The sequence below is a fragment of the Stenotrophomonas sp. 01N47 genome (assembly GCF_056399165.1).
The window spans coordinates 277403-301112 of the sequence record NZ_JBFTQU010000005.1 but is presented as its reverse complement, the minus strand read 5'-3'; the positions used below and the strand labels follow the sequence as shown (position 1 = coordinate 301112).

Annotated in this window: 19 protein-coding genes; 8 read left to right on the top strand and 11 right to left on the bottom strand. The window is 66.5% G+C overall.

The annotated features are described in order from the left end of the window. Window positions 1-41: 41 nt before the first annotated feature. Window positions 42-461 carry a hypothetical protein gene (locus tag AC1DKR_RS11140; RefSeq protein ID WP_478032879.1) on the bottom strand — a complete coding sequence of 140 codons (420 nt, stop codon included), beginning with the start codon at window positions 459-461 and terminating at the stop codon, window positions 42-44. Window positions 462-552: 91 nt separating this feature from the next. Here AC1DKR_RS11140 and AC1DKR_RS11135 point away from each other — a divergent pair, with 91 nt between their 5' ends. The 3 genes from AC1DKR_RS11135 to AC1DKR_RS11125 all read left to right on the top strand — a co-directional run bounded on the left by AC1DKR_RS11135 (window position 553) and on the right by AC1DKR_RS11125 (window position 4056). Then, a complete protein-coding gene (locus AC1DKR_RS11135) occupies window positions 553-1242 on the top strand; it encodes a glutathione S-transferase (protein ID WP_025875105.1) in 690 nt (229 codons plus the stop codon). Window positions 1243-1273: 31 nt separating this feature from the next. Next, window positions 1274-2839: a protein adenylyltransferase SelO gene (locus AC1DKR_RS11130; protein ID WP_478032877.1), complete on the top strand. Its 1566-nt coding sequence runs from the start codon at window positions 1274-1276 to the stop codon at window positions 2837-2839. A 680-nt stretch (window positions 2840-3519) separates the two neighbouring features. After that, window positions 3520-4056 carry an adenine phosphoribosyltransferase gene (locus tag AC1DKR_RS11125; protein ID WP_478032875.1) on the top strand — a complete coding sequence of 179 codons (537 nt, stop codon included), beginning with the start codon at window positions 3520-3522 and terminating at the stop codon, window positions 4054-4056. Window positions 4057-4210: 154 nt separating this feature from the next. On the opposite strand, the gene dbpA is transcribed toward AC1DKR_RS11125, so the two are convergent. The 3 genes from dbpA to AC1DKR_RS11110 all read right to left on the bottom strand — a co-directional run bounded on the left by dbpA (window position 4211) and on the right by AC1DKR_RS11110 (window position 7070). Continuing rightward, window positions 4211-5587, bottom strand: coding sequence for an ATP-dependent RNA helicase DbpA (gene dbpA / locus AC1DKR_RS11120; protein ID WP_312787406.1), 1377 nt, complete (start codon window positions 5585-5587; stop codon window positions 4211-4213). Window positions 5588-5689: 102 nt separating this feature from the next. Continuing rightward, window positions 5690-5962, bottom strand: coding sequence for a hypothetical protein (locus AC1DKR_RS11115; RefSeq protein ID WP_312787408.1), 273 nt, complete (start codon window positions 5960-5962; stop codon window positions 5690-5692). Window positions 5963-5990: 28 nt separating this feature from the next. After that, a complete protein-coding gene (locus tag AC1DKR_RS11110; RefSeq protein ID WP_478032870.1) occupies window positions 5991-7070 on the bottom strand; it encodes a YeiH family protein in 1080 nt (359 codons plus the stop codon). Between the two features lie 102 nt (window positions 7071-7172). Between AC1DKR_RS11110 and AC1DKR_RS11105 the strand changes: the two genes are divergently transcribed. Beyond that, complete coding sequence (locus AC1DKR_RS11105) at window positions 7173-8048, top strand: LysR family transcriptional regulator (RefSeq protein ID WP_313249130.1); 876 nt, start codon at window positions 7173-7175, stop codon at window positions 8046-8048. A gap of 324 nt (window positions 8049-8372) precedes the next feature. Beyond that, window positions 8373-10253, top strand: a complete 1881-nt coding sequence (locus AC1DKR_RS11100) for an ATP-binding cassette domain-containing protein (RefSeq protein WP_478032867.1) — start codon at window positions 8373-8375, stop codon at window positions 10251-10253. 139 nt (window positions 10254-10392) lie between these two features. On the opposite strand, the gene AC1DKR_RS11095 is transcribed toward AC1DKR_RS11100, so the two are convergent. After that, a complete protein-coding gene (locus AC1DKR_RS11095; RefSeq protein ID WP_032977578.1) occupies window positions 10393-10854 on the bottom strand; it encodes a c-type cytochrome in 462 nt (153 codons plus the stop codon). A gap of 9 nt (window positions 10855-10863) precedes the next feature. Continuing rightward, window positions 10864-11250, bottom strand: a complete 387-nt coding sequence (locus tag AC1DKR_RS11090) for a c-type cytochrome (RefSeq protein WP_315829314.1) — start codon at window positions 11248-11250, stop codon at window positions 10864-10866. A gap of 205 nt (window positions 11251-11455) precedes the next feature. Here AC1DKR_RS11090 and AC1DKR_RS11085 point away from each other — a divergent pair, with 205 nt between their 5' ends. Genes AC1DKR_RS11085 through AC1DKR_RS11075 form a run of 3 tightly spaced genes read left to right on the top strand, consistent with a single transcriptional unit; the run spans window position 11456 to window position 19202 of the window. Continuing rightward, complete coding sequence (locus AC1DKR_RS11085) at window positions 11456-12607, top strand: efflux RND transporter periplasmic adaptor subunit (RefSeq protein WP_478032861.1); 1152 nt, start codon at window positions 11456-11458, stop codon at window positions 12605-12607. After that, window positions 12604-16125 carry an efflux RND transporter permease subunit gene (locus tag AC1DKR_RS11080; protein ID WP_394198402.1) on the top strand — a complete coding sequence of 1174 codons (3522 nt, stop codon included), beginning with the start codon at window positions 12604-12606 and terminating at the stop codon, window positions 16123-16125. The genes AC1DKR_RS11085 and AC1DKR_RS11080 overlap by 4 nt, the downstream gene beginning before the upstream one ends. Continuing rightward, entirely contained in the window at window positions 16122-19202 is a 3081-nt protein-coding gene (locus tag AC1DKR_RS11075; protein ID WP_478032858.1) for an efflux RND transporter permease subunit, read from the top strand. Before AC1DKR_RS11080 ends, AC1DKR_RS11075 begins: the two co-directional genes overlap by 4 nt. Window positions 19203-19375: 173 nt before the next feature. Here the strand turns inward: AC1DKR_RS11075 and AC1DKR_RS11070 are convergent, their stop codons facing one another. The 5 genes from AC1DKR_RS11070 to AC1DKR_RS11050 form a co-directional block, all read right to left on the bottom strand. Next, a complete protein-coding gene (locus AC1DKR_RS11070) occupies window positions 19376-20596 on the bottom strand; it encodes a TraB/GumN family protein (protein ID WP_025875050.1) in 1221 nt (406 codons plus the stop codon). Between the two features lie 4 nt (window positions 20597-20600). Further along, window positions 20601-21131 (bottom strand): GNAT family N-acetyltransferase, encoded by a 531-nt coding sequence (locus AC1DKR_RS11065; protein ID WP_312108244.1) that lies wholly within the window; start codon window positions 21129-21131, stop codon window positions 20601-20603. A gap of 14 nt (window positions 21132-21145) precedes the next feature. Beyond that, the gene (locus AC1DKR_RS11060) at window positions 21146-22033 is read right to left on the bottom strand and encodes a carbon-nitrogen hydrolase (protein WP_025875046.1); all 888 of its coding nucleotides are present in this window, start codon (window positions 22031-22033) and stop codon (window positions 21146-21148) included. A 163-nt stretch (window positions 22034-22196) separates the two neighbouring features. Next, window positions 22197-23234 carry an agmatine deiminase family protein gene (locus AC1DKR_RS11055; RefSeq protein WP_478032856.1) on the bottom strand — a complete coding sequence of 346 codons (1038 nt, stop codon included), beginning with the start codon at window positions 23232-23234 and terminating at the stop codon, window positions 22197-22199. Window positions 23235-23273: 39 nt separating this feature from the next. Then, window positions 23274-23603 carry a hypothetical protein gene (locus AC1DKR_RS11050; protein ID WP_025875042.1) on the bottom strand — a complete coding sequence of 110 codons (330 nt, stop codon included), beginning with the start codon at window positions 23601-23603 and terminating at the stop codon, window positions 23274-23276. Between the last annotated feature and the right edge of the window lie 107 nt (window positions 23604-23710).

Below are 23710 nucleotides of genomic sequence, written 5' to 3'. Positions count from 1 at the left end.
CGAAAGCTCCCGGCGTTTTTCGTTTGCGTCGCACGACGGGTTCAACCCGCAGCCAGCGCCCGCTCCAGCAGCTGGGTTATTTCCTGGTACTCGGCGCGTTCGGCTGCCGGAATGCGCGACAGGATCTCGCGCAGGGCATCAACCACCTCCGGACCCACCGGCACTTCCATCCATTGCAGGTGATAGGCCGCCAGTATCCGGCTGTCGTCATCGCTGGAATGGAGCTGACTGAACAGCAGCGGCAAGGCTTCGGGCCTCATGCATTCACCCAGCGCGTCGGTGCAGCGTTGCTGCCAGAACGCGGGCTGCGCTGCGATCATCTTCTGCAGGCGCTGCCAATCGTGCGCTTCGAATCTGCGCAGGACGCCCTTGGCGACGTGTTCGCAGATGTACTGCGTCCAGTTGTGGTCCTCGGATTGCCCGAGGTAACCAAGCAGTGCATCGAACGGCGGGGTGTCCATGCTGGCAGGCCTTCCACGGCCGGGCAGGGTAGCAGACACCTGCGTGCACCAGGCCGCGCTACCATCGGGCACCTTTCTGCGGAAGCCGCCCATGCGCATCGTCCATCATCTGGAAAATTCCCGTTCGCTTCGCGTGCTGTGGATGCTGGAAGAGCTGGGACTGGACTACGAACTGCGCCGCTACCCGCGCGACCCGAAGACCCTGCTGGCGCCGCCGGAACTGCGCCAGGTGCATCCGCTGGGCAAGGCGCCGGTGCTGCAGGATGGCGACCTCATCCTGGCCGAATCCGGCGCCATCCTCGACTACCTGGTTGACCGCTACGACGTGCATCGCCAGCTGTCGCCGTCGCCGGTACCGGCCGAAGGCAAAGAGCGCATCGATTACCGCTACTGGCTGCACTATGCCGAAGGTTCGGCCATGCCGCCGATGCTGCTGACCCTGGTGATCAGCCGCATCCGCAGCGCGCCGATGCCGTTCTTCGCGCGGCCGATCGCCCGCAGCATCGCCGACAAGGCCGAGCGCGGTTTCATCGGCCCGCAGCGACGCCTGCATCTGGACTGGATGGAACGGCGTCTGGCCGAAAGCCCGTGGTTTGCAGGCGAACGCTTCACCGCTGCGGACATCCAGATGAGCTTCCCGATCCAGGCGGCGGCCGCACGCGGCGGCGGGCTGGACGACAAGCCGGCATTGCGTGGCTTCCTCAAGCGCATCGGCGAGCGACCGGCCTACCGGCGCGCCGAGGCGCACGGCGGGGCATTGCAGGCCCTGCGCGGCGATTGAGGATGGCCGTCGCCGCCCCCATGCTGTGCTCATGGATACCACAGCTCCCCAGTTCGACAACCGCCTGCTGAATCTGCTGCCGGGCGATCCCGAGTCCGGCCCGCGTCGGCGCGAAGTGCTGGGTGCGGCCTGGTCGTCGGTGATGCCGACGCCTGTCGCAGCGCCGGTGCTGTTGGCGTGGTCGCCTGAGGTTGCCGGGATGCTGGGGTTCGATCCTGCGCAGGTCGATGACGAAGGCTTCGCCGAGGTGTTCGGCGGCAACGCGTTATATGCGGGCATGCAGCCGTGGGCGGCCAACTATGGGGGCCATCAGTTCGGCCATTGGGCCGGCCAGCTCGGTGATGGCCGCGCCATCTCGCTGGGCGAGGTGATCGCCCCCGATGGCCGGCACTGGGAGCTGCAGCTGAAGGGTGCCGGGCCGACGCCGTATTCGCGCGGCGCCGACGGCCGTGCGGTGCTGCGCTCGTCGATCCGTGAATTCCTGTGCAGCGAGGCCATGCATCACCTGGGTGTGCCGACCACGCGCGCCCTGTCGCTGGTCGGCACCGGCGAAGACGTGGTGCGCGACATGTTCTACGACGGTCATCCGCGTGCGGAACCTGGCGCGATCGTCTGCCGGGTATCGCCCTCGTTCCTGCGCTTTGGTTCGTTTGAACTGCCTGCTTCACGTGGCGAGACCGCACTGCTGAAGCAACTGGTCGAGGCGTGCATCGCCCGCGATTTCCCGGAACTGACGGGGCAGGGCGAAGCGCTGTATGGCGACTGGTTCGCACAGATCGCCGTGCGTACCGCAGAGATGATCGCGCACTGGATGCGCGTCGGTTTCGTGCATGGGGTGATGAACACCGACAACCTCTCGGTGCTCGGCGTGACCCTCGACTATGGCCCCTATGGCTGGGTCGAAGACTTCGATCCGGACTGGACCCCGAACACCACCGATGCGCAGGGACGCCGCTATCGTTTCGGCACCCAGCCGCAGGTGGCGTACTGGAATCTCAACCGGCTTGCGCAGGCGCTGTCGCCGTTGTTCGCCGACGTGCAGCCGCTGCAGGCAGGGCTGGCCGCTTACCAGGCGACCTTTGTCGCCTGCACCCGTCGCGATGTTGCGGCCAAGCTGGGTCTGGCGGCGGCCGACGATGCCGACCTGCAGCTCTACCAGCGTTGGCAGCAGCTGATGCAGGATGGCGGCATGGACATGACCCTGGCATGGCGTGCGCTGATGCGCATCGATGCCAATGCACCCGATGCGGGGGTACTGGCCGAAGTCTTCTATGACCCCGAGCAGCAGCACGCGGTGCAGGAACTTCTGCAGCAGTGGTTGCAGGATTACGCGGCCCGGCTGCGTGCCGATCCGCTGCCGGCACCCGAGCGCGTCGCGAAGATGGGCGCAGCCAATCCGCTGTATGTGCTGCGCAACTGGCTGGCACAGGAAGCGATCGATCGCGCCGAACAGGGAGACCTGGGCGGTGTGCACGCCCTGCAGGACGTGTTGCGTGATCCGTACACTGAACGCCCGGGGCTGGAGCACTACGCCGGCAAGCGCCCGGCGTGGGCAGACAATCGCGCAGGCTGTTCAATGCTGTCCTGCAGTTCCTGAGGGTGGGTTTTGGCAGGGCTGCGCCCTGCACCTGCAGAGGCCAGGTCAACAGCCAGAGCAAAAGCTGGATTCCGTGGTTTGGCGGGGCGGTGTCGGAGTGCGGGGACGCCGCAAGTACGTCCTTTTAGGCTTGGCAGCCGCTTGCTCGTGTGCGCGTTCCTGCGCACACGGCAAGACCGGGGTTGGGCGTCCTGCCCAACCCGCCCGACGCATGCGTCGGGCCCATGCGGCTGACACCCCGCACTCCGACACCGCCCCACCTCCGACAGATTCCCGCTGCTGTGGGTGGGTGTCGACCTTGGTCGACACGGTAGATCCACGCCATGCGTGGATGCTCTTCGTTCAATTCTCGAAATATTCGATTTCGATAGAGATTCATCCACGCATGGCGTGGATCTACTGGCTACCGGCAAACTGTCGAAGGCGGGGCACTGTGGGTTTGCGGGGTGTGAGCCGCATGGATGCGGCGACCAAGCCTCCATGGACGGATTCACGGCGCCCCCGCAGACCCACAGTGCCCCGCCATCCCACGGAATGCACGCCGTTGCTGTTGCCGTTGCCGTTGCTTGGCTTGGCTTGAAAGCCTCTGCAGGTGCCGGGCGCAGCCCGGCCGAACCCCTCAACAGGCAGCCGGCGCCCGGAACAGGTACCCTATGCCGCCATCAGACAACCGAATCGCCATGACCGACGCCATCGTCGCTCCGCAGTGGGCCTCGCGCCTGCGCGACATCGCCGACTTCCCCAAGCCGGGCATCCTGTTCAAGGACATCATGCCGCTGCTCGCCCACAGCGACGATTTCCGTGGCGCGATCGTTGCGATGTCCGAGCGCTGGCGCGAGCAGAAGCTGGACGCAGTGGTCGGCATCGAATCGCGCGGCTTCATCCTTGGCGCCGCCATGGCGCTTGAGCTCGGCGTGGGCTTCGTGCCGGTACGCAAGCCGGGCAAGCTGCCGGGCAAGGTGCTGCGCGAGGAATACACCCTGGAATACCGCAGCGACTGCATTGAAGTGCATGCCGACGCGCTGCCCGCAGGTGCGCGCGTGGCGATCATCGACGACGTGCTGGCAACCGGCGGTACGCTGGTTGCTGCGTTGTCGCTGGTGCGCCGCCTGGGCGTGGACGTGGTCGGCGCCGGCGTGCTGGTCGAGCTGGACGGCCTGGGCGGCCGTGGCCGCTGGGAAGCGGATCTGCCGCTGCACACCGAACTGGTGTTCTGATTCCGCAGGTGCCAACCAAGGTTGGCACCTGCCCGAGCCAATCGCGGCGAACCGGTAGTTGCCAACCTTGGTTGGCACTGCATGGATGGGCCAACCAAGGTTGGCCACTACCAGGTCACCTCGCTGCCAACCGTGATCGGCAGCGCTCCTTCAATCACATCATCCGCACGCGGAAACGACGGCCCTTGATCTTGCCCGCTTCCAGCTTCGCCACCGCCTTGTTGACCTGCTCGCGGGCGATCGCCACGTAGGAGCGGGTCGGGAAGATCGCGATCTTGCCGATGTGCTTGGCCGACAGGCCCGCGTCACCAGTCAGTGCGCCGAGGATGTCGCCTGCGCGCAGCTTGTCGGTCTTGCCGCCATCGATGCGCAGGGTGCGCATCGCCGCCTGCGGCAGCTCGGCCGGGCGCGAGGTCGCCAGCGGCGTCTTCTGCCAGTCCAACGGCTGGCCCATTTGGGCTTCAACGGCGTCGGCACGAGTCTTCTCGCGTCCGGCCACCAGGCTGATCGCCAGCCCGCTGGCGCCGGCACGACCGGTGCGGCCGACGCGGTGCTGGTAGCTCTCGACGTCGGTCGGCAGCTCGTAGTTGATCACCGCGGCCAGTTCTTCCACATCCAGCCCGCGTGCGGCGACATCGCTGGCAACCAGCACGTTGCAGCTGCGGTTGGCCAGGCGCAGCAGCACTTCCTCGCGGTCGCGCTGCTCCATGTCGCCATGCAGGGCGAGCGCGGAGAAGCCGAACTGCTGCAGCGAGTTGGCCACTTCGTCCACGTCCTTGCGGGTGTTGCAGAACACCACGGCCGATTCGGGCGTGTACTTCAGCAGCAGGCCGGCCAGCGCCTTCTGCCGGTGCGCCGGTTCGACCTCGCAGAACAGGTGTCGGATGGCCGGTGCCTGGTCGGCGCCTTCCACGGTCACTTCCACGGCCTCGCGCAGCAGGTCGCGGGCCATGGCGCGGATGGTGTCGGGGAAGGTGGCCGAGAACAGCAGGCTCTGGCGATCGCGGTGGGTACGGCCGGCGATCTCACGGATCGGTTCCTCGAAACCCATGTCGAGCATGCGGTCGGCCTCATCCAGCACCAGCGTGCGCACGGCGCCAAGATTCAGTGCGCGCTTGCGTGCCAGTTCCTGTACGCGGCCGGGCGTGCCGACCACCACGTGCGGATCGTGGCTTTCCAGCGATGCCAGTTGCGGGCCCAGCGGCGTGCCGCCGGTCAGCAGCAGCAGCTTCAGGTTGGGGATGCCGGTAGCCAGCTTGCGGATCTGCTTTGCGACCTGGTCGGCCAGCTCGCGGGTGGGGCACAGCACCAGCCCCTGCACGCGGATCAGGCTGGGGTCGATGGATTGCAGCAGGCCAAGGCCGAAGGCGGCGGTCTTGCCGCTGCCGGTCGGGGCCTGGGCGATCACATCGCGGCCATCAAGGATGGCGGGCAGGCTCTGCGCCTGGATCGGCGTGAGGGTGGTATAGCCGAGGGCATCCAGGCCGGGCTGCAGGGCCGGGCTCAGCGGCAGGGTCGAGAAATCAGTCATGGCGCATTGTACCTGTGCGCGCGCCCGCTCCCGCCGTCGTTCACGATTGTGGGGGCGCCCGGTAGCGGCCGACCTTGGTCGGCACCTTGGCCGAACGTCTCCTCAGCCCAGCCCGATGGCCACCAGCCGCGCAGCCATCGCCTGCAACTGCTCCCGGGTGGCCGGTTTTCCAGCGACCCGGGGCTCCAGCAGCAGCTGGTGGAACCACGGGTTGGCGTGCCGCGTGTCGACGTCGAACGAGCAGGTCGCCTGCGCGCCCATCACCGCTTGAACGATCTCGACCAGCGTGTCTTCGGCTTCATCGACATTGCCCCGCCCATATCGATCATCCAGCAGGCGCAGCGGGATCTGCAGCAGGGCGGGGGAGACTGGCATGCCTCAAGTCTAACGATCCACGTTGCCCTCAGCCCAGCACCGCCAGCACACCCTGGTGGATCGCCAGGCCACCCAGCAGCAACCAGGCGAACAGGATCGATGCCAGCAGCAGCGGCTTCAAGCCGGCCTGGCGCAGCGCAGACACATGGGTGGTCAGGCCCAGCGCGGCCATCGCCATGGCCAGCAGCACGGTATCCAGCTGCACCAGCCCGGCCTGCACACCCGCCGGCAGCAGATGCAGCGAGTTGATCCCGGCAACCGCCACGAAACCGAACGCGAACCACGGCACCACGATCCGGGCCTTGCCACCGTCCGCCGCTGCCTTGCCACCACGCGCCAGCCACAAGGAAAGTGCGATCAGGAACGGTGCCAGCAGCATCACCCGCACCATCTTGGTGATGACCGCGGTATCGGCGGCTGACTCGCCCACCGCACGTCCGGCAGCCACGACCTGTGCCACTTCATGCACGGTGGCACCGGTGAACAGGCCGTACTGCCGCGCGTCCATCGCAAGCCAGCCGTGCGACTGCACCAGCGCATACAGCGCCGGGTACAGGAACATGGCCAGCGTGCCGAACACCACCACCGTCGATACCGCTACCGTCACCTGCGCAGCACGGCCGCGCACCACCGGCTCGGCGGCCATCACCGCCGCCGCACCGCAGATCGCGCTGCCGGCACCGATCAGCATGGCGGCCTCGCGCTCCATCTTGAACACCCGTACACCCAGCCAGCACGCCAGGCCGAAGGTGCTCGCCACCACCAGCACGTCCATCAGCACGCCGGCGACGCCGACGTGGCCGATGTCCTGGAAGGTCAGCCGCAGGCCGTACAGCACGATGCCCGCACGCAGCAGCCAGTGCTTGGAGAAGCCCACGCCCGCCGCGCTGGCAGGGGCCAGTCGCGGGTACACGGTGTTGCCGACCACGATGCCGGCGACGATGGCGACGGTCAGCGCACTCAGGCCATGCGCCTGCAGCCAGGGCAGCTCGGCCAGGTACAGCGACGCCGCCGCCACCAGGCCGACCAGCAGCAGGCCGGGCAGGCGCGGTTGCCAGCGTTGGCGCAGGGCGGGCAGAGACCAGGGGGACAGGGCAGGCGCGTTCATGGCGGGTGGGATGCGGGAGAGATGCGTACAGCCTGCATCCATGCGATCGACCCGTAAAACGAATAATATCGGTGAAACCTACCCATAACACAGGTAATGGGCATGCGCCTGACGCTCCGCCAGCTGCAGGTCTTCGTTGCCATCGCCGACCAGGGCAGCACCACCGCCGCTGGCCAGGCCATCGCGCTTTCCCAGTCCGCCAGCAGCGCCGCCCTGCAGGAGCTGGAGGCGCACTTCGGCACGCCGCTGTTCGACCGCATCGGCCGTCGCCTGGCGCTGAACGGCCACGGCCGGGCCTTGCTGGAACCGGCGCGCGCGTTGTTGGTCAATGCCGCCGATCTGGAGCGGCAATTGGCGGCAGGCGGTGACCCGTCCCAAGGCGCGCCGCTACGGCTGGTGTTGGCGGCCAGCACCACCATCGGCAACTACCTGCTGCCGCCGCGTATCGCCGAGCTGCTGCGTCAGGCACCGCAGGCCGAGGTCGATCTGCGCATCGACAACAGCGCAGGCGTGGTCGCGGCCGTTCAACGGTTGGACGTGGATGCAGGATTGATCGAAGGCCCATGCCACGAACGCGGGCTGCAGGTGACCGCCTGGCAGCAGGACCCGCTGGTGATCGTGGCGGCTGCGGATGCGCCCCCGCGCTGGTCCCTGGATGAACTGCGCGCAGCGCGCTGGCTGTTGCGCGAACCCGGCTCAGGCACCCGCGAGGCTGTCGAACAGGCATTGCTGCCGCATCTGCGCGGCTTCGCCCAGACCCTGCAGCTGGGCAATACCGAAGCCATCAAGCAAGCCGCCATCGCCGGCCTCGGCCTGGCCTGCCTGTCGCGCCATGCCCTGGAAGAGCCCTTGGCCCTCGGCCGCCTGCGCGTGCTCGAGACCCCGCTTCCTATCCTGCAGCGCACCCTCTGGCTGGTACGCCACCCCGGCAAGCAGTGGTTGCCGGGTTTGCAGGCGTTGTTGGGGGAAGTGCAGTAATCCGCCCAATCCAGTCGATTCCATCAATTCACCCTGCAGCGATCATTCACGCATGGCGTGGATCTACGTGTCGACCAAGGTCGACACCTACCAACAGCAGCGGCGATCTGTCGAAGGCGGGGTGGTGTGGGGCTGCAGGACCGTTGGCGCCATGGATGGCGCCATCGAGCCCCCATGGAAGGGTTTACGGCGTGTCCTGAAGCCCCACACCACCCCGCCATCCCTCCAGCAAGTCGGGGTTGGCTGTTGCTGTTGCTGCGGCCGTGGCCTCTGCGGGTGCCGGGCGCCGCCCGGCCAGGCCCCGCAACCCGCTACAATGGCCGGATGCCTCTGATTACTCTGCAAAACGTCGACTTCAGCGTCGGCGGCCCGCTGTTGCTGGAAAAAGCCGAACTGTCGATCGAGCCGGGCGAGCGTATCGCCCTGATCGGCCGCAACGGCGCCGGCAAATCGACCCTGCTCAAGCTGCTGTCCGGCGACCACAAGCCCGATGACGGCGAAGTCCGCGTGCAGCAGGGCGTGCGCGTCACCCGCCTGGAGCAGGAGGTGCCGCATGGCGCCGCTGGCAGCGTGTTTGACGTCGTCGCCGATGGCCTGGGCGAACTGGGCCAATGGCTCGCCGAATTCCATCACCTCAGCCACGCCGACGTGTTCGATGGCGAAGCGCTGGGCAACGTGCAGGCGAAGATCGATGCCGCCAACGGCTGGGGCCTGGACCAGCGCGTCAGCGAGACCCTGACCAAGCTCGACCTCGATGGCGACGCGGAGTTCGCGCGCCTGTCCGGCGGCATGAAGCGCCGTGTGCTGCTCGGCCGTGCGCTGGTCTCCAGCCCCGACCTGCTGCTGCTGGACGAACCGACCAACCATCTGGACATCGAAGCCATCGACTGGCTCGAAATGTTCCTCAAGAACTGGAATGGCAGCGTGGTGTTCGTCACCCATGACCGCCGCTTCCTGCGTGCACTGGCCACCCGTATCGTCGAGATCGATCGCGGTCAGGTCACCAGCTGGCCGGGAGACTGGGCCAACTACGAGCGCCGTCGCGAAGAACGCCTCAATGCGCAGGCGCAGGAAAATGCACGTTTCGACAAGCTGCTGGCGCAGGAAGAAGTGTGGATCCGCCAAGGCATCAAGGCACGCCGCACCCGTGACGAAGGCCGCGTGCGCCGCTTGAAGGCGATGCGCAACGAGCGTTCGGAGCGCCGCGACCTCAGTGGCAACGTCAAGATGGAAGCGGCCCAGGGCGTGAGCTCGGGCAAGAAGGTCATCGACATCAAGGACATCTCGTTCGCCTTCGGTGATCGCACGATGGTCCGCGATTTCTCCACCACCATCCTGCGTGGCGACCGCATCGGCCTGATCGGCCCCAACGGCAGTGGCAAGACCACGCTGCTGAAGCTGCTGCTGGGCGAACTGCAGCCGCAGAAGGGTGAAGTCAACGCCGGCACCAACCTGCAGGTTGCGTACTTCGACCAGTACCGTGCAGTGCTGCGCGAGGACTGGAGCGCGATCGAGAACGTGGCGGAAGGCCGCGATTTCCTCGAGTTCAATGGCAAGCGCAAGCACGTGCACGCCTACCTGCAGGACTTCATGTTCACCCCCGAGCGCGCGCGTGCGCCGATCACCCGTCTGTCCGGTGGCGAGCGCAACCGCCTGCTGCTGGCCAAGCTGTTCGCGCAGCCGTCCAACCTGCTGGTGATGGACGAACCGACCAACGACCTGGACGTGGAAACCCTGGAGCTGCTGGAAGAGCTGCTGGGCGAATACAACGGCACCTTGCTGCTGGTCAGCCATGATCGCGACTTCATCGACAACGTGGTGACGTCCACCCTGGTGATGGAAGGCGATGGCGTGATCGGTGAGTACGTGGGTGGCTACAGCGACTGGCAGCGCTACGCGGCCAGCGTCGCTGCCGCGCCTGCGGTGGTTGCCGCGGCCAAGCCCGCTGCCGCTGCGCCGGCGGCGGCTGCGGAGCCGGCAGCGCCCAAGCGCAAGCTTCCCTACAAGGAGGCACGTGAGCTGGAGCAGTTGCCGAAGACAATTGAAAAGCTCGAAGGCGATGTCGAAGGCCTGACTGCAGCGATGAACGATCCGTCGTTCTACACGCGCAGCAGCGCCGAAGTGACCGCGCACACCCAGCAGCTGGCCAAGGTGCAGGCCGAACTGGATGCCGCGTACGCACGCTGGGAAGAGCTGGAAGGCTGAGCGAGAGCCGGGTCATGCCCGGCTCAGTAGATCCACGCCATGCGTGGATATCCGGATCCGTGCGGACCAACGGTCCGCACCCACGTGGATGCCTGGATCAGTGCGGACCAAGGTCCGCACCCACCGGGGCGCCCGGCGATCATTTGACCCCGTGCAGATCCCGCAGCTGGCTCGGCCGGCTGCCGAAGTAGGCGGCCAGATCGGCGATGTCCTGATCGCTCAGGTCCTTCGCCTGCGGTGTCATCAGCGCGTGCTGGCGGTCACCGGCACGGTAGGCCTGCAGCGCGTGCGCCAGGTAATCGCCATATTGCCCGCCCAGTTTCGGGTAGGTCGGATCGATCGGCGCATTGCCGTCGGCACCGTGGCAATCGATGCAGCTCTGGCTGGTGGCCTTGCTCTTGACCTTGGCGCGGGCCTCACCGGCGGCTTCACGTCCGGCAGGCAGGCCTGCGGATGAAGACGATCCGTGCTCGCCGCTGGCATGGCCGGGATCGCCGGCGGATTTCTCGCTGTTCTCCACCTGTGACTGCGAGCAGGCCGCCAGCAGCAGGGCGACGGACAGGGCGATGGCGTGACGCAGTGGATGCGCGGCTTTCGACATGGGCGGGCCTTACTTGACGGTGGACAGGTAAACAGCGAGATCGGCGATCTCCTGTTCGCTGAAACTCATCGACTGCGCCTGCATCGTCGGATGCCGGCGCTTGCCCTGGCGGTACTCGGTCAGGGCCTGGGTCAGGTACTGCTGGGTCTGGCCACCGATCTTCGGTACCCGGTAACTGGGGTAGGCGTTCTTGTAACCGGTGATGCCGTGGCAACCCTGGCAGGTGTAGGCCAGCACACGGCCATTGTCGAAACTGCCGGTGGGCGTGGCAGCCGCCGGCACAGGGGCCGGTGCCGGGGCGGGTGGTGCTGCAGGAGCAGGTGCGGGCTGTGCGGCGGCCCCGAGGGGCAGGAGGACGGCCAGAGCGAGACAAGCGGCGAGCGGCTGCGGGCGCATGGTGTCTTTTCCGGGGATTCGGGTCTGGTCGTTCCGGCGTGGGGTACGGAACGACCCGAGTATAGCCTCAGGTTTCATCTAGCTGAAATGGGGTCGGCCCGACCGGCGGCGTGAAGACACCATGACCTTTGGGATATGGTGTTGCCGTGAAGTGGTGCATTACTTTGCTACCACACCTGCCCACGCATCCTCCAGGGATCTGACGATGTCGCACCAAACCTTCCTGCCCGGCCCCCGCAGCGGACTCTGCGCTGCCGCGCTGCTGCTCTCCACCTCCCTGCTGCTGAGCGGTTGCGCCGCTGGGCCCAACAACGAGGCCAAGGCGGCCGAGACCAAGGACGAGAAGAAGGTCGACGCGGTGCCGGTGGAAGTGGCCGTGGCCAGCCACCGCGCGGTGGCCGCCAGCTACACCGGAACGGCGGCACTGGAGCCGCGCGCCGAATCGCAGGTGGTCGCCAAGACCTCGGGCGTCGCGCTGGCGGTACTGGTCGAGGAAGGGCAGCGGGTCAGCGCCGGGCAGCCTCTGGTGCGGCTGGATCCGGACCGCGCACGCCTGGCCGTTGCCCAGAGCGAGGCGCAGATGCGCAAGCTGGAGAACAACTACCAGCGCGCACAGAAGCTGGTCGGCCAGCAGATGGTCAGCGCTGCCGATGTCGACCAGCTGCGCTACGACCTGGAAAACGTGCGCGCGCAGTACCGCCTGGCCACGCTGGAACTGTCCTACACCACCGTGGTCGCACCGATTTCCGGCGTGATCGCCTCGCGATCGATCAAGACCGGCAACTTCGTGCAGATCAACACGCCGATCTTCCGCATCGTCGACAACTCGCGGCTGGAAGCCACCCTCAACGTGCCCGAGCGCGAGCTGGCGACCTTGCGCGCAGGCCAGCCGGTCACGCTGTCGGCCGATGCGCTGCCGGGCCAGACCTTCACTGGTGTGGTGGACCGTATCGCGCCGGTGGTGGATTCGGGCAGCGGTACCTTCCGTGTGGTCAGTGCTTTCGATGGCGCCGCGCAGTCGCTGCAGCCGGGCATGTTCGGCCGTATCCGCATCGACTACGACCAGCGTGCCGATGCACTGGTGGTACCGCGCCTGGCGCTGCTGGACGATGGTGAGCCGGCAGTGTTCCGCGTGCGCGAGGGCAAGGTCGCGCGGGTGCCGGTCAAGCTTGGCTACGCCGAAGGGCCGTGGGTGGAAGTCCGTGAGGGACTGGCGGCGGGTGACCAGATTGTCACCGCCGGCAAGGTCGCCCTGCGCGACGGCACCGCGGTGCAGGTGATCGCCGATCCGAAGGCCAAGGCGAAGACCGTAACCGCCTCGGCCAAGCCGGCAGAGAAGGCCGGGAGCACGCAATGACCGCGCCCGGCCACGATCACGGTGCCTCGCCCGGGAGCGATGGCGCCGCCGCAGGCATGCGTGGCGGCCTGGTGGAGTTCGCCACCCGCCGCCGCGTCACCATCGCCATGTGCACGGTCACCCTGCTGCTGTTCGGCCTGATCGCACTGGGCAACCTCAAGGTCAACCTGCTGCCCGACCTGAGCTATCCGACGCTGACCGTGCGCACCGAGTACACCGGTGCGGCGCCGACGGAAATGGAAACCCTGATCACCCAGCCGGTCGAAGAAGCCGTGGGCGTGGTCAAGAACCTGCGCAAGCTGAAGTCGGTCTCGCGCACCGGCCAGAGTGATGTGGTTCTCGAGTTCGCCTGGGGCACCAACATGGACCAGGCCAGCCTGGAAGTGCGCGACAAGATGGAAGCGCTGAACCTGCCCCTGGAAGCCAAGGCGCCGGTGCTGCTGCGCTTCAATCCCTCCACTGAGCCGATCATGCGCCTGGTGCTGTCGACCAAGGCCGCGCCTGCGACCGACGAAGAAGCGATCCGTGAACTGACCGGCCTGCGTCGCTATGCCGACGAAGACCTGAAGAAGAAGCTGGAGCCGGTTACCGGCGTGGCGGCGGTGAAGGTTGGCGGTGGCCTGGAAGACGAGATCCAGGTCGACATCGACCAGCAGAAACTGGCCCAGCTCAACCTGCCGATCGACACCGTCATCAAGCGGTTGAAGGAAGAGAACATCAACATTTCCGGCGGCCGCCTGGAGGAGGGCTCGCAGCGCTTCCTGGTGCGCACCGTCAACCAGTTCGCCGACCTGGAAGAAATCCGCAACCTGCTGGTCACCACCCAGTCCGCCAACGGCAGCGCGGCCGACTCGGCGCTGCAGCAGATGTTCAACATCGCTGCCTCTACGGGCTCGGCTGCAGCCGTCGCCGCCGCTTCCGCTGCACAGAGCGCTTCCTCTGGCGGCGCCTCCAGCGTGGTCGCCAACGGCGTGCCGGTGCGCCTGAAGGACGTGGCCACCGTGCGCCAGGGCTACAAGGAACGCGAAGCGGTCATCCGCCTGGGCGGCAAGGAATCGGTCGAACTGGCGATCTACAAGGAAGGCGACGCCAATACCGTGGCCACCGCCGAAGCGCTGCGCAAGCGTCTGGAGCAGATCAAGGCAACGTTCCCGGCCGATGCCGAACTGACCACCATCGAAGACCAGTCGCGCTTCATCGAGCACGCCATCGCCGACGTCAAGAAGGATGCGGTGATCGGTGGCCTGCTGGCGATCCTGATCATCTTCCTGTTCCTGCGCGACGGCTGGAGCACGTTCGTGATCAGCCTGTCGTTGCCGGTCTCGATCATCGCCACGTTCTTCTTCATGGGCCAGCTTGGCCTGAGCTTGAACGTGATGTCGCTGGGCGGCCTGGCACTGGCCACCGGCCTGGTGGTGGATGACTCCATCGTGGTGCTGGAGAGCATCGCCAAGGCGCGCGAACGCGGCCTGGGCATCCTGCAGGCGGCGATCGCCGGTACCCGAGAAGTGAGCATGGCCGTGGTCGCCTCGACCCTGACCACCATCGCGGTGTTCCTGCCCCTGGTGTTCGTCGACGGCATCGCCGGCCAGCTGTTCCGCGACCAGGCGTTGACCGTGGCCATCGCCATCGCGATTTCGCTGCTGGTGTCGATGACCCTGATCCCGATGCTGAGCTCGCTGAAGGGCCGGCCGCCGCTGGCCTTCCCGGAAGAAGCCGCGGCCGAGCCGTGGCAGCCGCAGAGCCGCTGGCAGAAGCCGGTCGCACTCGGCCGTCGTGGTGTGGTGGCGACGATACGCTGGAGCTTCTACGCGCTGGCATGGCTGGTGGTGCGCCTCTGCCGTGGCGTGTCTGCAGTGGTCGGCCCGGTGATGCGCAAGGCCAGCGACATCGCCATGAAGCCATACGCCGGTGCCGAACGTGGCTACCTGCGGCTGCTGCCGGGTGCGTTGGCCCATCCCGGCAAGGTGCTGGGCCTGGCCGCACTGGCGTTCGTCGGCACGATGGCGCTGGTGCCGATGCTCGGCGCCGACCTGATCCCGCAGCTGGCGCAGGACCGTTTCGAAATGACGGTCAAGCTGCCGGCCGGCACGCCGCTGAAGCAGACCGATGCGCTGGTGCGTGAGCTGCAGTTGGCGCATGGCAAGGGCGAAGGCGTGGCATCGCTGTACGGTGTCAGCGGCAGCGGTACCCGCCTGGATGCCAGCCCGACCGAGAGTGGCGAGAACATCGGCAAGCTGACCATCGTGATGGAAGGCGGCGGCAACCCGCAGACCGAAGCGGAGATTACCGAGCGCCTGCGCGACACCATGGGCCAGCACCCGGGTGCGCAGGTCGACTTCGCGCGGCCGGCATTGTTCAGCTTCTCCACGCCGCTGGAAATCGAACTGCGCGGGCAGGACATGGCGACCCTGGAAGTGGCAGGCCAGCGCCTGGCGGCGCTGCTGCGCGGCAATGCGCACTACGCCGACGTCAAATCCACCGTGGAAGAGGGCTTCCCGGAAATCCAGATCCGCTTCGACCAGGAGCGAGCCGGTGCACTGGGCCTGACCACGCGGCAGATCGCCGATGTGGTGGTGAAGAAGGTGCGCGGCGATGTCGCCACCCGCTACAGCTTCCGCGACCGCAAGATCGACGTGCTGGTGCGCGCGCAGGAAACCGATCGTGCCAGCGTGGAGAGCATCCGCCGCTTGATCGTCAATCCGGGCAGCACCCGTCCGGTCACCCTGGATGCGGTGGCCGACGTGGTGGCCACCACTGGCCCCAGCGAAATCCATCGTGCCGACCAGACCCGGGTGGCCGTGGTCTCGGCCAACCTGCGCGACATCGACCTGGGAGCGGCCATGCGCGAAGTACAGCAGATGGTGTCCGAACAGCCGCTGGGCGCTGGCGTGGGCCTGCACATCGGCGGCCAGGGCGAGGAACTGGCACAGGCGGCGAAGTCGCTGATCTTCGCCTTCGGCCTGGCGATCTTCCTGGTCTACCTGGTGATGGCGTCGCAGTTCGAATCGCTGCTGCATCCGTTCGTGATCCTGTTCACCATCCCGCTGGCGCTGGTCGGCGCGATCCTGGCGCTGATGCTGACCGGCAAGCCGATCTCGGTGGTGGTGTTCATCGGCCTGATCCTGCTGGTCGGCCTGGTCACCAAGAACGCGATCATCCTGATCGACAAGGTCAACCAGCTGCGCGAGGCCGGCGTGGCCAAGCACGAGGCACTGGTGGAAGGTGCGCGTTCGCGCCTGCGGCCGATCATCATGACCACCCTGTGCACGCTGTTCGGCTTCCTGCCGCTGGCGGTGGCGATGGGCGAGGGCGCCGAAGTGCGCGCACCGATGGCGATCACCGTGATCGGTGGCCTGCTGGTGTCGACCCTGCTGACCCTGCTGGTGATCCCGGTGGTGTACGACCTGATGGACCGCCGCGGCGATGCCTACTATCGCGAACGTGGCCGCAAGCATGCCGGCGAAGGTCTGCATGCCGCGCAGGGCAGCAGCGCGGGCGGGGAGGAGCCAGCATGAGTATTGCCGAGTTCTCCATCCGCCGCCCAGTCACCACCATCATGTGTTTCGTGTCGCTGGTGGTGGTCGGCCTGATCGCCTCGTTCCGGCTGCCACTGGAAGCGCTGCCGGACATCTCCGCACCGTTCCTGTTCGTGCAGATTCCCTATACCGGCTCCACGCCGGAAGAAGTCGAGCGGACCATCATCCGGCCGGTGGAGGAGTCGTTGGCGACGATGACCGGCATCAAGCGCATGCGGTCGTCGGCGACCTCCGAAGCTGCGTCGATCTTCATCGAGTTCAGTGACTGGGATCGCGATATCGCCATCGCCGCTTCAGATGCGCGCGAGCGCATCGACGCGATCCGCAGCGACCTGCCTGACGATGTGCAGCGCTACAACGTGTTCAAGTGGTCCAGCAGCGACCAGCCGGTGCTGAAGGTGCGCCTGGCCAGCACCACCGACCTGACCACTGCCTATGACATGCTCGACCGCGAATTCAAGCGGCGTATCGAGCGGATTCCGGGCGTGGCCCGGGTCGAGATCACCGGCGCGCCGCCGAACGAGGTGGAGATCGCGATCGATCCGAACCGCCTGAACGCCCACGGCCTGAGCATCAATGAGCTGAGCGATCGCCTGCGGACGCTGAATTTCTCGATCTCGGCCGGGCAGATCGATGACAACGGCCAGCGGGTGCGCGTGCAGCCGGTGGGCGAGATCACCGACCTGCAGGAAATGCGTGACCTGGTCATCAATGCCAAGGGGCTGCGCCTGGGTGACATTGCCGATGTGCGGCTGAAGCCGGCGCGGATGAGCTACGGCCGGCGCCTCGATGGCAATCCTGCCGTCGGCCTGGACATCTACAAGGAGCGCAGCGCCAACCTGGTGGACGTCTCGCGCGGCGCGCTTGCCGAGGTTGAAGCAATCCGCGCGCAGGACTCGATGCGCGACGTGCAGATCAAGGTGATCGACAACCAGGGCAAGGCAGTGACCTCGTCCCTGCTGGAGCTGGCCGAGGCCGGCGGCGTCGGCCTGATCCTGTCGGTGACGGTGCTGTTCTTCTTCCTGCGCCACTGGCCGTCCACGCTGATGGTGACCTTGGCCATTCCGATCTGTTTCACCATCACCCTCGGCTTCATGTACTTCGCCGGCGTCACGCTCAACATCCTGACCATGATGGGCCTGCTGCTGGCCGTGGGCATGCTGGTCGACAACGCCGTGGTGGTGGTCGAGAGCATCTACCAGGAACGCGAGCGACTGCCGGACCAGCCACGCCTGGCCTCGATCATCGGCACCCGCAACGTTGCCATCGCGCTCAGCGCCGGCACCTTGTGCCACTGCATCGTGTTCGTGCCCAACCTGTTCGGCGAAACCAACAACATCAGCATCTTCATGGCGCAGATCGCGATCACCATCTCGGTCTCGCTGCTGGCCTCGTGGCTGGTGGCGGTCAGCCTGATCCCGATGCTGTCCGCACGCATGGCCACACCGAAGCTGGTGCACTCGCAGACCGGCGTGATCGCGCGCCTGCAGCGTCGATACGCGCAGCTGTTGGACTGGTCACTGCGCCATCGTGGCTGGAGCCTGCTGGGCATCCTGCTGGTGGTGCTGGTCAGCCTGGTACCGATGAAGCTGACCAAGATCGACATGTTCGGTGGTGATGGTGGCAAGGACATCTTCATCGGCTACATGTGGAAGGGCGCCTACACCTACCGGCAGATGTCCGAGGAAGTGGCCCGCGTCGAAGCCTGGGTCGAGCAGAACCGCGAGCGTCTGCACGTGCAGCAGGTCTACTCCTGGTACAGCGAGCAGGAAGGCAGTTCGACCGTGGTCACCCTGGACGAGAAGTACGCCAAGGACATCAAGGCGCTGCAGGAGGAGCTGCGCAAGGGCCTGCCGAAGTCCGCGCGCACCGACTACTTCGTCGGCAACCAGGGCGGTGATGGTGGTGGTGGCGGCAACCAGGGCGTGCAGGTGCAGCTGGTCGGCGACTCCAGCGCGATGCTGCAGGAGATCGGCCAGGAAGTCCTGCCGCTGCTGGCCCAACGCACTGAGCTGCGCGATGTGCGCATCGACAATGGCGAGAAGGGTGGCGAGCTGAAAGTGCACGTCGACCGCGAGCGTGCAGCGGCGTTCGGATTCAATGCCGAGCAGGTGGCCAGCTTCGTCGGCCTGGCGCTGCGTGGCGCGCCGATGCGCGAGTTCCGTCGTGGTGACAACGAAGTGCCGGTGTGGGTGCGCTTTGCCGGTGCCGAACAGAGCAGCCCCGAAGACCTGGCGGGTTTCAGCGTACGCACCGGCGATGGCCGCAGCGTGCCGCTGCTGAGCCTGGTCAGTGTCGACGTTGGTTCATCGGCGACCCAGATCGGCCGCACCAACCGCCAGACCACGTTGACCATCAAGGCCAACCTGGCCGAGAAGATCACCGCGCCGGACGGCCGCAAGGCCATGGAAGCAGTGCTCAAGCCGATGAACTTCCCGGCCGGCTACGGCTTCACCTTCGACGGCGGCGACTACGGCGATGACAACGAGGCGATGCAGCAGATGGTGTTCAACCTGCTGATCGCGCTGGTGATGATCTACGTGGTGATGGCTGCGGTGTTCGAATCGCTGCTGTTCCCGGCGGCGATCATGAGCGGCGTGCTGTTCTCGATCTTCGGCGTGTTCTGGCTGTTCTGGATCACTGGCACCTCGTTCGGGATCATGTCCTTCATCGGCATCCTGGTGCTGATGGGCGTGGTGGTGAACAACGGCATCGTGATGATCGAGCACATCAACAATCTGCGCCGGGGCGGGATGGGCCGTACCCAGGCGCTGGTGGAGGGCTCACGCGAGCGTCTGCGCCCGATCATGATGACCATGGGCACGGCGATCCTGGCGATGGTGCCGATTTCGCTGACCGATACGCAGATGTTCGGCAACGGGCCGGAGTACTCGCCGATGGCGCGTGCGATTGCCGGTGGCCTGGCGTTCTCGACCGTGGTCAGCCTGCTGTTCCTGCCGACGATCTACGCGGTGCTTGATGACCTACGCAATGCGGTGGTGCGGCTGATCCAGCGCGCTCGCGGCCGCGAGGTCGTGGCGGGAACCCCTGTGTAGTGGTCGAGCTTGCTCGACCGTAGGGGCGGAAACGTGTTGTGGTGGGGGGAGACCGGTCGTAGTGGGGCGGTCTCCCCTTTTTTTTGCCGGGCATGGCCCGGCTCTACCATCGCCGTGGGTGTAAATGACGTGCCTACCGGTAGCGCCGGGCCATGCCCGGCGGGGCAGCCCGATCAGCTCGCCACCTTGCTCCACACCTTGCCTGCAGTCAGCCACAGGCCCAGCATGCTGCCCAGGTTGGTCAGCATGAAGGTCAGCACCACGCGGGTCACGCGATTGCGGTACCAACCCTTCAACGACTGTGCATCGTCACGCAGCTTGAGGAAATCCTCGTAGGTCGGCTTGCGCAGGCGCGCTTCCACCAATGCCGCGAATGCGCCGGTGGGGATGCTCAGGCGGAACGGCTTGAACGGAGCCACCACAATCGCGGTGAGGATGCTCAGCGGGTGGCTGCCGGCCACCAGGCAGCCCAGGCCAGCCAGGCCGCCGGTATACATCGCCCAGGTCGCCAGCAGCTCGGTGCCCACGCCCAGTCCACCACGATAGAAGCCAACACCGATGCCGGTGGCCACGATGGCGAGGATCGCCAGGGTGAACCACGGGATGTTGCGCTTCTTCGGCACCGCTTCCAGTTGCTCGCGCAACGGCGCAGGCGCCTCGGTATCGGTTTCCAGGTAACGCGCCAGGCCGGCCAGATGGCCGGCGCCGACCACCGCCAGCACTTCGCGCTGCTGCGGATCATGCGCTTCACGCAGGCGCGTGGCCATGTAGCGGTCGCGCTCGCCGATGATCGTTTCGTACAACGCCGGGTTCTCGCTGGCGAACTCGCCGAAGCTCGATTCCAGCATGTCGCCCTGCTTCAGCTTCTCGATCTCGTCTTCGCCGACATCCTCGGACGAGAACAGGCCGGCGCCAAGCCCGGCGACCAGCTTCAGCTTGCCGAAGAAGCCCAGTCGCTGCGAAGCACGGCGGAATGTCAGGCCGACTTCGCGGTCGATCAGGTGCACCGGCAGGTTGCGCTCGCGCGCCAGGTCCACCGCACGCTTCAGTTCCGCGCCTGGCTCGATGCCGAGCTGTTCGGCCAGTCGGCGCTGGTAGGCCGACAACGCGAGGTTGGCCGCGAACAACGCGACGCGGCCCTTGCGGATCACTTCCACCAGGTCCAGTTTGGCCAGCGTGTCCGGGTCGCTCAGCGCCTGCAAGCGCTGCGGGTCCAGCTCGACGGCCACCGCATCGAATCGTCCGCTATCGATGGCTTTCTCCACCGCCTCGACGCTGGCATGGGAGACGTGGGCAGTGCCCAGCAGGGTGTAGCGCACGCCATCGCGCTCGACGACGCGCACTGGCTGGCCGGCGAACAGATCGTCGCCGGTTTCGGGAAGGGTTTCGGTCATGGAATCATTCATTGGAAGGAGCGGAATCGGCGCCATCGCCGAGCGCGCGCTGCATCTGTACGGTGTCCAGCCAGCGGCCGTGCTTGCGGCCGAGGCCACGGAACACGCCCACCAGTTCGAACCCGAAGCGTTCGTGCAGCTTGATGGAAGCGGTATTGGTCGGTTCACCGATCACCGCGATCATCTGTCGGAAGCCGTGTGCGGTGCAGGTATCGATCAGCGCCTGCAGCAGGCCCTTGCCGACGCCACGGCCCTGGAAGCGGGCATCGACATAGACCGAGTTCTCAACGGTCCACTGGTACGCGATGCGCGTACGGTAGGTGTTGGCATACGCATAGCCGGCCACCTGGCCGTCGACCTCGGCCACCAGGTAGGGGAAGCCGCGGTCGATGATGTCACGCATGCGGCGCAGCATCTCGGCCTGGTCGGGAATCTCGTACTCGTAGGTGTTGACGAAGTCGGTCACTTCCACCGCGTAGATCGCGGTGATCGCAGCGATGTCGGCAGGGCCGGCATCACGGATGAGTACGGCCATGCGCGGGCTCCGGGTCAGTCGATGTAGCGCTTGAGCAGGTCGCCGTAGGCGTCGATGCGACGATCGCGCAGGAACGGCCAGATGCGGCGCACGTGTTCGCTGCGCTGCAGGTCGACCTCGCACATCAGGATGGTCGCGTCGGTGCCGGCTTCGGCCAGGAACTCGCCCTGCGGGCCCAGCACGTGGCTGTTGCCCCAGAACTGGATGCCCGAGGCGCCCAGCGGCGAGGCCTCGTGGCCGACGCGGTTGCAGCTGAGCACCGGCACGCCATTGGCTACGGCATGGCCACGGTGGCTCAGTACCCAGGCATCGCGCTGGCGGGTCTTCTCGTCCTGCACATCATCCGGGTCCCAGCCGATCGCGGTGGGGTAGAGCAGCAGCTCAGCACCGGCCAGCGCCATCAAGCGCGCCGCTTCCGGGTACCACTGGTCCCAGCACACCAGCACGCCGAGGCGGCCGACCGAGGTGTCGATCGGCTTGAACCCGATATCGCCCGGGGTGAAATAGAACTTTTCGTAGAAGCCCGGGTCATCCGGAATGTGCATCTTGCGGTACTTGCCCAGCAAGGTGCCGTCCTTCTCGAAGACCACGGCAGTGTTGTGGTACAGACCGGCAGCGCGGCGCTCGAACAGCGAGCCGACCAGCACCACGCCGTGCTTCTTTGCCAGCGCGCCCAGGCGCTCGGTGCTCGGGCCCGGAATCGGCTCGGCCAGGTCGAATTCATCGACCGATTCGTGCTGGCAGAAGTAGGGACCGTTGTGAAGTTCCTGCAGCAGCACCAGCTTCGCGCCCTGTGCCGCGGCGTCGGCAACACGCGCTTCGATCACCGCCAGGTTGGCGGCGGCATCACCGTGGTTGCGCTCCTGGATCAGGGCGACGGTAAGGGGGCTGCGCGAGTTCATGCGGGGCGATCCTGCGGGGGAAAACCCGCATGTTAACGCGGATGCGCCACAACAGCGTGTTGGCTGCTGAATGGTTGAAGGGAGGTGCCGGCCGTAGCCGGCAACTCCGTCAATCCATCAGGCATCGCCTTGGTTGCCGGCCAGCGGCCGGCACTACCGTGGTTTATGCCTTCAACAGCCCAGCCGGCAGCTGCATGGTGATGCAGTGCAGGCTGCCGTTCTGCCAGATCAGCGAGCGGCAGGGCACCTGCACGATCTCGCGGCCCGGGTGGGCCTGTGCCAGCACCTCGCGGGCCAGGTCGTCGGCCGGGTCGCCATAGGCCGGCATCAGCACCGCGCCGTTGACGATCAGGTAATTGGCATACGAAGCAGCCAGGCGGCGGCCTTCATCGATCACCGGCTTTGCCCACGGCAACGGGAACAGGCGGTACGGCTTTCCGTCAGCCGTGCGCATTGCGGCCAGCTCGGCGCCCATCGCCTGCAGCTCGGCGTAGTGCGAATCGCTGGCGTCGTCGCAGGCCTGGTAGACGATGCTGTCGGCCGAGGCGAAGCGGGCGAGGGTGTCGATATGGGCGTCGGTGTCGTCGCCTTCCAGATAGCCATGATCCAGCCACAGCACGCGTTCCTGCTGCAGCCAGTCGGCCAGGTCGGCGCTCAGGCTGTCGCGGTCACGGTCGGGATGGCGCTCGTGCAGGCACTTCCAGGTGGTCAGCAGGGTGCCTTCGCCATCGGTCTCGATGCCGCCGCCCTCCAGCGCGAACGGAATGCTGCGCACCGTCGCGTCGTTGAACACGCCGGCCTGGTCGAGCGCGCCGACCAGCTGGTCATCCAGGGTGGCGTCGAACTTGCCGCCCCAGCCGGTGAAGCGGAAGTCCAGCAGCTGGAAGCTGCCGTCGGCACGGCGCAGGGTGATCGGGCCCGAATCACGCAGCCACGTGTCGTCGTAGGCGGCGGTGGTGAAGTGGACCTTGTCCATGTCGATGCGGTTGGAGCGCAACCGCATTTCGGCGTAGGTCTCCACGTCATCGTCGGCCACGCAGATCAGCACCGGCTGGAAGCGGGTGATCGCTGCAACCAGGGCGATGTAGGTCTCTTCCACCTGGCCCAGGCGGTCGGCCCAGTCGGTGTCGGCGGTGGGCCAGGCAATCAGGACGCCGCTCTGGGCTTCCCATTCGGCAGGAAAACGAAGGGTCTGGTTCATGGTCTCGCTACACGCGCCCGCCGGTGGCGGGCATGGGGGTCAACGGATCGGCGGCTTGGGGCCGATTTCGTTCGGATCCGCCTGGTTTGCCACCACGTCGATCACCTTCTGCTTCTCGAAGTAGACGGTGAACTGCGGGTACACCCAGCGGTGGATGGTCGGCCATTGCCGTTTCTGCCCGCCGCGCGGCTGCAGCTGCTCTGCCGGCGCGCCGAACTGGGACTGCACCTGCTGCATGCTCTGGCCGCGGACGGGCAGGGCGCCGGCCGGCTTTTCGCGGGCGCGGTCGACAAGCAGGGTATCGGCCATCGCCGGAGTGGCGGCAGCCAGGGTGGCCAGTACGGCCAGGGTGCACAGGTAACGCGTCATCTCGATCTACTCCCCAGTGGTCAAGAACAGCGATTACAGCAAAAACGGCAGGAAAAAACCGCATAAACAAAAAACCGCCCGAAGGCGGCTTTTTGCATCGGGTCGGC

Coding starts and splice junctions, on each gene's coding strand:
- AC1DKR_RS11050 (WP_025875042.1), bottom strand. CDS start 23,603: ATGACGCGTTACCTGTGCACCCTGGCCGTACTGGCCACCCTGGCTGCC.
- AC1DKR_RS11060 (WP_025875046.1), bottom strand. CDS start 22,033: ATGAACTCGCGCAGCCCCCTTACCGTCGCCCTGATCCAGGAGCGCAAC.
- AC1DKR_RS11080 (WP_394198402.1), top strand. CDS start 12,604: ATGACCGCGCCCGGCCACGATCACGGTGCCTCGCCCGGGAGCGATGGC.
- dbpA (WP_312787406.1), bottom strand. CDS start 5,587: ATGACTGATTTCTCGACCCTGCCGCTGAGCCCGGCCCTGCAGCCCGGC.
- AC1DKR_RS11130 (WP_478032877.1), top strand. CDS start 1,274: ATGGATACCACAGCTCCCCAGTTCGACAACCGCCTGCTGAATCTGCTG.
- AC1DKR_RS11140 (WP_478032879.1), bottom strand. CDS start 461: ATGGACACCCCGCCGTTCGATGCACTGCTTGGTTACCTCGGGCAATCC.
- AC1DKR_RS11075 (WP_478032858.1), top strand. CDS start 16,122: ATGAGTATTGCCGAGTTCTCCATCCGCCGCCCAGTCACCACCATCATG.
- AC1DKR_RS11065 (WP_312108244.1), bottom strand. CDS start 21,131: ATGGCCGTACTCATCCGTGATGCCGGCCCTGCCGACATCGCTGCGATC.
- AC1DKR_RS11095 (WP_032977578.1), bottom strand. CDS start 10,854: ATGTCGAAAGCCGCGCATCCACTGCGTCACGCCATCGCCCTGTCCGTC.
- AC1DKR_RS11085 (WP_478032861.1), top strand. CDS start 11,456: ATGTCGCACCAAACCTTCCTGCCCGGCCCCCGCAGCGGACTCTGCGCT.
- AC1DKR_RS11135 (WP_025875105.1), top strand. CDS start 553: ATGCGCATCGTCCATCATCTGGAAAATTCCCGTTCGCTTCGCGTGCTG.
- AC1DKR_RS11115 (WP_312787408.1), bottom strand. CDS start 5,962: ATGCCAGTCTCCCCCGCCCTGCTGCAGATCCCGCTGCGCCTGCTGGAT.
- AC1DKR_RS11100 (WP_478032867.1), top strand. CDS start 8,373: ATGCCTCTGATTACTCTGCAAAACGTCGACTTCAGCGTCGGCGGCCCG.
- AC1DKR_RS11090 (WP_315829314.1), bottom strand. CDS start 11,250: ATGCGCCCGCAGCCGCTCGCCGCTTGTCTCGCTCTGGCCGTCCTCCTG.
- AC1DKR_RS11055 (WP_478032856.1), bottom strand. CDS start 23,234: ATGAACCAGACCCTTCGTTTTCCTGCCGAATGGGAAGCCCAGAGCGGC.
- AC1DKR_RS11125 (WP_478032875.1), top strand. CDS start 3,520: ATGACCGACGCCATCGTCGCTCCGCAGTGGGCCTCGCGCCTGCGCGAC.
- AC1DKR_RS11105 (WP_313249130.1), top strand. CDS start 7,173: ATGCGCCTGACGCTCCGCCAGCTGCAGGTCTTCGTTGCCATCGCCGAC.
- AC1DKR_RS11070 (WP_025875050.1), bottom strand. CDS start 20,596: ATGACCGAAACCCTTCCCGAAACCGGCGACGATCTGTTCGCCGGCCAG.
- AC1DKR_RS11110 (WP_478032870.1), bottom strand. CDS start 7,070: ATGAACGCGCCTGCCCTGTCCCCCTGGTCTCTGCCCGCCCTGCGCCAA.